General features: G+C 52.3%; 8 protein-coding genes and 1 pseudogene. 3 read left to right on the top strand and 6 right to left on the bottom strand.

All coding sequences use genetic code 11. The features are described 5' to 3' along the window. On the bottom strand, positions 1-425 hold a 425-nt coding region (gene tssB / locus N438_RS09820), incomplete at its 3' end, for a type VI secretion system contractile sheath small subunit (RefSeq protein ID WP_116696259.1). 628 nt (positions 426-1,053) lie between these two features. On the opposite strand from tssB, the gene N438_RS09815 reads away from it, so the two are divergent. After that, on the top strand, positions 1,054-1,620 hold the full coding sequence (locus N438_RS09815; protein WP_008805196.1) for a DJ-1/PfpI family protein: 567 nt from the start codon (positions 1,054-1,056) through the stop codon (positions 1,618-1,620). Between the two features lie 198 nt (positions 1,621-1,818). Here the strand turns inward: N438_RS09815 and N438_RS09810 are convergent, their stop codons facing one another. Beyond that, a complete protein-coding gene (locus N438_RS09810; RefSeq protein ID WP_032754175.1) occupies positions 1,819-3,351 on the bottom strand; it encodes an HD domain-containing protein in 1,533 nt (510 codons plus the stop codon). A 216-nt stretch (positions 3,352-3,567) separates the two neighbouring features. Next, positions 3,568-4,329 (bottom strand): SDR family oxidoreductase, encoded by a 762-nt coding sequence (locus N438_RS09805; RefSeq protein ID WP_043876232.1) that lies wholly within the window; start codon positions 4,327-4,329, stop codon positions 3,568-3,570. Positions 4,330-4,436: 107 nt separating this feature from the next. Between N438_RS09805 and N438_RS09800 the strand changes: the two genes are divergently transcribed. Further along, on the top strand, positions 4,437-5,351 hold the full coding sequence (locus N438_RS09800; RefSeq protein WP_116696258.1) for a LysR family transcriptional regulator: 915 nt from the start codon (positions 4,437-4,439) through the stop codon (positions 5,349-5,351). A 302-nt stretch (positions 5,352-5,653) separates the two neighbouring features. After that, positions 5,654-5,842, top strand: a complete 189-nt coding sequence (locus tag N438_RS09795) for a hypothetical protein (RefSeq protein ID WP_008805199.1) — start codon at positions 5,654-5,656, stop codon at positions 5,840-5,842. Positions 5,843-5,895: 53 nt separating this feature from the next. Here N438_RS09795 and N438_RS09790 read toward each other — a convergent pair whose 3' ends face one another. The 3 genes and pseudogenes from N438_RS09790 to N438_RS09780 form a co-directional block, all read right to left on the bottom strand. Next, entirely contained in the window at positions 5,896-6,366 is a 471-nt protein-coding gene (locus N438_RS09790; protein WP_044612810.1) for an ATP-binding protein, read from the bottom strand. A 10-nt stretch (positions 6,367-6,376) separates the two neighbouring features. Further along, positions 6,377-6,529, bottom strand: a pseudogene (locus tag N438_RS09785) (anti-sigma factor antagonist); the annotation flags it as partial. Continuing rightward, positions 6,519-7,733, bottom strand: a complete 1,215-nt coding sequence (locus tag N438_RS09780) for a SpoIIE family protein phosphatase (RefSeq protein ID WP_044612811.1) — start codon at positions 7,731-7,733, stop codon at positions 6,519-6,521. The pseudogene N438_RS09785 and the gene N438_RS09780, both read right to left, overlap by 11 nt. Positions 7,734-7,741 lie beyond the last annotated feature (8 nt).

Here is a 7,741-nt window from a genome sequence, read left to right as displayed (position 1 = left end):
GCCTCAAGCTCTTTTCTGAAAGTGGCGTTATCAAGCAGATTGGATTTGAGATCGCGTAATAAATTACGCATCGCCAGCATGGCGCGGAGTTGCGGTATTTGCCGGGCAACCTGCTCTGGTTCAAAATCTTTGATATCGGTAAAACGCAGTCTGACATTCTCCTCTTCGCCGTTACCGGCCAGCGTATTCGGCACCGAGAGATTCACCTCCGGGCTAAATTCCGAAAGTACGCTGTTAAAGTTATTTTTATTGACGTTGATCTTTTCTCTTTCCGATAAAGGCCGGTTTTCCTTACCATGACTAAAATCGCCAATGGTAAGCAGCTTCAGCGGCAGTTCGACCTTCTTCTGCGCGCCGCCGGTATGAAGAGATAATTTGAGATTAATGCGCGCCCTGGGGACTTCATTCTGGAACGTATCAGCCATAGCAGTTCCTTTCCTTAAGGAATAATTATTGAAGAGTTGACGATAAAAACCGGATGATAATAGAGCAAAAACAGATTATCGATCAACTTAACAAGAATATTTCTTTAATGCATTCACAAGGCAAACAAGTTTATTTTAATAGTAACAACAATGAATGACTTACAGCCAAATAAAAAGTTCAAAGCCAACACCTTCAATTAACATTGAACACATGAATATTCACATTACATATCATCAAGGCGATAAAAAATAGATTAAATGAATATGATAGCGACAATTCCCGTGAATAATATTGTCATGAGATAATTGATATTATCGTTAGCAGATCAGGCACGCATTTAAGCCACTTCTCCTGTTTTCGTCCACGCTGAACCGTCAACAGCCCTGGCACACAGGCCTGCGGAACCCGCGATATTTTCCACCACAGACAGCCGTCAGTAGCTGAAAAAGGCTATTTTCCCGGGTGACTGACCACACGGCGATGTCGGCAAAAGTTGTCGTTACCAGAAAAAACATGACCCCGATAGCAAGATGCACACGCTACCGTCTTCGGCATCCTGAGGGGGTCGCATTCTGCGGATCGCCAGGCTATATCTAAGACACCTTTCTCCCACAACGAGTAAAAATGATGAGCAAGAAGATCCTGATGCTGGTCGGCGATTATGCCGAAGATTACGAAACGATGGTCCCTTTTCAGGCACTGCAGATGATTGGCCACCAGGTCGATGCCGTCTGCCCGGATAAAGCCGCTGGCGACTATGTCATGACCGCGATCCATGACTTTGACGGCGCCCAGACTTATAGCGAAAAGCCGGGGCACCGCTTCACCCTGAACGCCAATTTTGCCGCGGTGAAGGCCGAGGACTATGACGCGCTAGTGATCCCTGGTGGCCGGGCGCCGGAGTATCTGCGCCTGAATGAGGAGGTTATTAAACTGGTACAGGCGTTCGACGCCGCGCGTAAACCTATCGCCGCCGTCTGCCACGGCCCGCAACTGCTGGCCGCCGCCGGTATTCTGCAGGGCCGCACTTGCAGCGCTTATCCCGCCTGTGCCCCGGAAGTGCGCCTGAGCGGTGGGCACTATGCGGATATTGGTATCGACCAGGCGCATGTGGACGGTAACCTGGTTACCGCCCCCGCCTGGCCGGCTCATCCACAGTGGCTGGCGAAATTCGCCGCCCTGCTGGCGGAATAACCATACTGAGCCGGCGTTTTTGTTGAGCCACCCGCTCCCCTGCGGGAATCTATGCCTCAGCGCGGTGTTTAGTCTCGGGTAAACGCGCTGTTGTAAGTTATACCGATGGCGGGGATGCGCCACGATTTACCGCTTATCTTCAGGGGCCGGTTAAAAAACCAGCCCCTGAAAGATTTATCGCTGCCCTGACGGGCATCATCAATTCAGCAACGCGATCTGCTTGACAACTATGTCATTGATTTTATAGATTATTTCAGGAGTTACGCGTTCTTTGATATCGCGGTCAACAAATACCCGAATGCAATATTTGATGATTTGATACTGATTTAACTTATCACCACATTCAATTAACGGTTTTATTTCGTAGCGGTTCTTAAGATCTTTCACCAAAAGCTTAACTTCGGTTTTATCCAGGTCTTTAAAGGCGCAGTCGGAGACAATATCAACGGCAAATTCATGTGGTTTGAAATGAGGCTGTAATACAGAAGTCAATAACCCGGTGAGTTGACTCTTCCACGCCTTATTTTCCTTGTCAGCGATGTTAGCTTTATACACAGAGTGTTTGGCCTCATAGACCTTCGACCATGGGTGTCGGTTAATAATGTCATCAAGTATTTTTTTATTAACCGCTTCGGTATCGCTGGTATCTATCCATTCACCAACCTTTTCATTCAAAAAATAATCATCACTGCACGCCAAATAAAATTCCTTCAGCGCGTCGATGAAACTTTCATCGCTATGGTCAACGATACGGTCGGTAACGTCAGAGATAATGACATTTTGTGGATCCTTGCTTTGCATAATCTCACATAATGTGCTCAACATCGTCGCAAAAGCGCGGTTTGTTTTATGGTAATACACCTGCGAGAAAAGGCTGGAGCGCGCCCCAATAAACTCAGCGATCGAATCAATCCCACTCTCTTTGTAAGCAAGGTACAATTTTCCCTTTTCCTCGACCGGGACAATTGACATAAACAAGCGATTGTAATCGTAGATACCACACTTGACGCCGGAGAAATAGCCATCTCTGAGTAAGTAATCCATCCGGTCGGCATCGATAGGACAGGAAGAGATGATCGAGGTCATTAACGGCAGGATATCTGTTGCCTTTCCATTAATTTCCTCAATGATCTGTTGGTCACCGTATCTTTTTTCGATGATTTTTAACACATTTTCGATATTTATTTCGTCATCGACCTTACCCTGTGTTCTCAGATCATGATAAATCATCAGGCTGAACAACAGCGAAAGCTGTTCATGTTCAACTTTCTGATCTGGCTTGCTCAATACATTGATGACCGAATGGAAGGCTTTGGGCAGAACATCGGATAATTCCTGCTTATTGGGCATAAAACTATCAAACTGGTGCGATATAGGCCCGTGTCCGATGTCATGCATCAGCGCAGCGAGTCTCAACTCCTGGATGTTATGTTTTGGTATCTGATCGATATAACAAAATACATGTCCATCATTATATTTCTTTTGATACCGTATCGCATTCAGGCGTAAGTTATTCAGTATTTCACTTGATAAATGAAGCACACCAAGAGAGTGTTCGAAGCGACTGTGCACCGCAGAGGGAAAGACCTTATATAAAAAAGAGTTCTGTTTAATGTTGCGTAAGCGCTGGAACAGGGGGTGATTGATAAAGGCAATCTCGAGTGTCGTCAAACGAATAGTGCCGTGAATGGGATCAAGGATCTTACTGGTCAATTCATTTTCAAAATCCATATCTTAAATCCTTTCATAAGTACATTAAATATATTTAGCATATTGACTGTTTATTCAACAATAATCTTGCGCATTCAGGCAATAAGGTCAATCACTAATATTTAACGAGCAACGCGGCAGATTTTTATTTCCTTATCTCTGCACAGCGTCGCGCTATATCGGCATCCACTGACATATCGATTGACTACGGATGAAAACAGCCCCGGTTTTCTTCGCTCAGATCCGCATTCCCCCGGAAACCTCAATGCGCTGGGCATTCACCCAGCGATGATCATCGGATAACAGCGAGGCGATCATCGGCCCGATATCCTCTGGCACCCCCGGTCGACCCAGCGCCGTCATGTTCGCCACCGCCTGAGCGACCTGCGGGTTATCCCGCACCACCCCGCCGCTGAAATCGGTGGCGATGGCGCCGGGCGCCACGCAGTTCACCGTAATTCCGCGACTGCCCAGCTCAAACGCCATATAGCGGGTCAGGGTTTCCACCGCGGACTTCATGATCGCATAGGGCGCCCGGTTCGCCATCACGATACGGGTTAGCCCGGACGAGACATTCACTATCCGTCCGCCATCGGCCATCAGCGGCAATAGTTTTTGGCTGAGGAAAAAAACGCCCTTCACGTGGATACGATACAGCGCATCGAATTCCGCTTCCGTAGCGTTAAGAAAACCCATGCCGCTGGCGTTGCCGGCATTATTGACCAGGTAATGAAACCGATCGGCCCCCAGCTCCGCCAGCGCCTCCTGAAAGGCGCTGACAAATCCCTCAAAGGTATCGGTTTCGCCGGCGCTGAAGGGCAACGCAATCGCCCGCGAACCCTGAGCTTCAACCCGCGCGACCACCTCGTTCGCCTCGGCAAAATGCGCGTTATAGGTCAATACCACATTCACGCCGCGCTGAGCCAGCGCTTCAACGGTCGCGCGCCCCAGGCCGCGACTGCCGCCTGTCACCAGGGCAATTTTTGCGCTATTGTTCATGTTTCCCCCTTTATCTCTGCTGAAAACATGAGCGATTATAGGCTTCTGCATGCCGACGATAAGACCGCGTTGCGCGACAGGATTGTTTTGCCAGCTGGAACAATGCCATGGATAAACTGGATACCCTGACCCTGTTCGTGCGCATCGTCGAACGAGGTTCGTTCAGCGCCGCCGCCGCGGATCTGGGTTTTTCCCGGCCGGTGGCGACCGCGGCCATTAAGGCGCTGGAGGCCAGTCTCGGGGCGCGGCTGCTGCAGCGCACCACCCGGCACGTACGACCGACGGCGGAGGGCTCGCTGTATTATCAGCGCTGCGTGGCTATTCTGGCGACCCTTGAGGAGGCCAACCGCAGCGCCGGGGGGAGCATTGCCGGTATTATCCGCGTGGACGTGGCGGGCAATCTGGCGCGAACCCTGCTGCTGCCCGCGCTGCCACAGTTTCTCGCCCGCTATCCTGCCATGACGCTGCAGATCGGTGAAAGCGAGCGCGACGTCGATCTGGTTCGCGAAGGGGTCGACTGCGTCATTCGCGGCGGCCATCTCCCCGACAGCGAGATGATTTGCCGGCCGCTCGCCAGGCTGCAGGAAATCACCTGCGCCAGTCCGGCCTACCTCGCCCGGTACGGTACCCCGCATACGATTGAAGGACTGACGGGCCACGTGATGATCGGGTTTGTTTCATCGCGCACGCAACGTACCTTGCCGCTGAGCTTTACCCAGGATGGCGGCCAGAGCGAGGTCAGTTTGCCCTGTCGGCTGCTGACCTCCGATGCCGACGTTGGCGCCGAAGCGGCAAGGCTTGGCTTTGGCCTGTATCAGGCCCCCTTGCCCCGCCTTGAGGCCGATCTGGCGTCGGGCGTGTTAACGGAAGTGCTGGCCGATTTTCGCCCTGCGCCGCTCCCGCTCTCCCTGCTCTATCCCAGTAATCGGCAGCTCTCTGCCCGGGTACAGGTATTTATCGACTGGGTGACGGCGCTGATGAAGCCTCCCCTGGTGCAGCAGGCATCCGGAAGGCTAAAATAATATTTGCTATTATTCGCGGCACGTGCGTTAATCGTCGTGTCGATTTACCAGACGAAAAGTTATTATCTGAGTACGAGTTCTCATCTCCAGGCGTTATCCCTGATACCACCTTCCTTTGAGCAGTCCCGTTAGTATTTTGCTTTTTCTGTAAACAGGCCCTGTCAGATCCCCTATCGGCTCACGAAATAAGCCGCCATCTGACCCAAAACCCGGCTTACCACTAACAAAAAATAGCCGCGTTAATTTTCCTGAAAACGACCTTTGTCTTTTCAACAGAACATTACCCATACAAGGTTTACATTATGATTGAACATATCCATTTTAGATGCCCATGCTGCCATGGCTCCCAGTACAGAACGTCCCAGTTTGATGTGACGGAAAAAAATCCCTTTGGTGCGAAATGCATTTTCTGCAAATCGGCGATGATGACATTTGATGCTATCCGCCCTCGTCATCTGGGCGCGCAGTCTACTGCGCAGGCACAACAATAAGTATGCGCGGGTAAAGCATGCCTGTTATCCGCCAGGCGGATGACGTCTTTTTCTCAACCGCCATTTTTGTCGGTTGAATAATTAACAGCGGGATCAGGCAACGCTTTTATCAGGGTGGTAATATTTTTCCCTGCATTCATTTCAACGTCAAAAAAGTCCACCGCACACAGAATAAGCCGCAAGCCTCTACCGCTTTCCGCTAACGGATCGACATCGAAATGCTCATCACCACGCGCCAGCGCCAGGCGCTCGGCGGGAAAGGTTTCCCCCGCGTCGGTAAAGCGCAGCGTCACCCGTCGGTCCGCGACCCTAAATTCCACACCAAAACGACTTTCCCGATCCTCATGCAGCGCATAGCGAATAATATTCGTTGCCGTTTCACAGGCAGCGAGATCGAGCGCGAAGCGCCACTCGTCCGCAACAGGCAGCGGCGCCATTTGCTGGGCAAGCCACTCCGCCAGCGGTGAAAGCGAGGTGAGTTCGGCAGGAAACATCATTTTGCTATTCACGGGCACGTCACTCATTTGGCTGTGCAATTTTGCTGAAATCAACAATCAAATCGGTGCGAGATTCGCCTATCTCCTGGGCGACTGCCGCTTTAAAGGCCACCGCGACGGAAGCATCCAGCCGACGCACCGCCGGCGTCAGGATCGTGACCGTGGCCTGCCGTTCGGTTTCAATTTTCATCACTGTCCCCTGTACGTTCAATAATCAAAAGTGAAACATCATCGGCCATCGCCTGGGTCTCCTGCGCGTCGCCATTGCGCCAGTGGATCAAGTACCGGGCAAACCGCGGCAGCAGCGCGGGCAGCGGCTGCGTCACGCTGTCCTGCAGCCACGCTTGTAAACGCGCTTCGCCAAACTGTTCACCGCTCCGGTTTTCACATTCGGTGATACCGTCGCTGAACAGGCAAAGCCGCTCTCCCGGCGCCAGCGAGAAACTGACATCTGCCCATGAGAGATGGTTTATCAACCCCACCGGCGCCCCACCGCTACCGACCGAGCGCACACCTCCATCCACGGTGACGATAAACGGCGTGGGATGCCCGGCCTGACACAGTTTCCCCTCACCGGTTGTGAGGTCGATGACGCCATAGATGAGGGTGAAATAGCTGACAATCTCTGCCTCGTCGCTACAAAAACGACCATTCAGGATCTGCACTACCTCGGCAGGTGATGCCGGCTGGTTATCAGCAGAGAAAAGAAAACGCTCAACCGCCCTGCCATGCAGAAACTGGCGGGCGACGGCAAGCGACATCATCGCCGCCCCCACGCCGTGCCCGGAGACATCCACACAGTAAAATCCGAGATGCTCCCCCAGCGGGAAAACATTAAAAATATCCCCCGATACCCAGGCCGACGGCAGGAAAATCCAGTCGGAGAAAAAACCCTGATAGCACAGCTGATGAGCCGGGAGAACCGACTGCTGAATGCGCGCCGCCAGCTCCAGATCCTGTTCAATCTGCCGCAGCGCTTCACTTAGCCGCGTATTGCGCGCGGCGAGGTCGGCTTCAAGGGAGAGGATCCGCGCCCCGGCGTGCAGCCGCGCCCGCAGTTCGCTCTGCTCCACCGGTTTGCTGAGAAAATCATCGGCCCCTGCCGCAAACCCTTGCGTTAAATCGCCAGGATCTTCGCGAGCGGTAAGCAATATCAGATAAACGTAGTGACCAAACTGGCGACGGCGAACTTCCCGGCACAGCGTCAGGCCATTCATCTCCGGCATTTCCCAGTCGCTAATCACCAGGCTGACGGGCTGGTTTTCGAGGATCGCCAGCGCGGCGACGCCGTTTTCCGCCTCACTGACGATATAGCCCCACTGCGTCAACATCCGGCTTAGCAACCGACGATAAACCAGCGAATCTTCAACAATCAGGACGTGCTGTGCCGACATCGCGCCTC

It is taken from the genome of Klebsiella sp. GL120222-02, from assembly GCF_003097195.1.
In the GTDB taxonomy this organism is placed as follows: Bacteria; Pseudomonadota; Gammaproteobacteria; order Enterobacterales; family Enterobacteriaceae; genus Klebsiella; species Klebsiella variicola.
Note: the sequence above shows the minus strand (reverse complement) of the source record. Positions and strands in the feature narration are given on the sequence as shown.

What these genes read in the sequence shown, in the direction of transcription:
- N438_RS09815 (WP_008805196.1), top strand. Translation starts at nt 1,054, where the DNA reads ATGAGCAAGAAGATCCTGATGCTGGTCGGCGATTATGCCGAAGATTAC.
- N438_RS09780 (WP_044612811.1), bottom strand. Translation starts at nt 7,733, where the DNA reads ATGTCGGCACAGCACGTCCTGATTGTTGAAGATTCGCTGGTTTATCGT.
- N438_RS09800 (WP_116696258.1), top strand. Translation starts at nt 4,437, where the DNA reads ATGGATAAACTGGATACCCTGACCCTGTTCGTGCGCATCGTCGAACGA.
- N438_RS09795 (WP_008805199.1), top strand. Translation starts at nt 5,654, where the DNA reads ATGATTGAACATATCCATTTTAGATGCCCATGCTGCCATGGCTCCCAG.
- N438_RS09805 (WP_043876232.1), bottom strand. Translation starts at nt 4,329, where the DNA reads ATGAACAATAGCGCAAAAATTGCCCTGGTGACAGGCGGCAGTCGCGGC.
- N438_RS09790 (WP_044612810.1), bottom strand. Translation starts at nt 6,366, where the DNA reads ATGAGTGACGTGCCCGTGAATAGCAAAATGATGTTTCCTGCCGAACTC.
- N438_RS09810 (WP_032754175.1), bottom strand. Translation starts at nt 3,351, where the DNA reads ATGGATTTTGAAAATGAATTGACCAGTAAGATCCTTGATCCCATTCAC.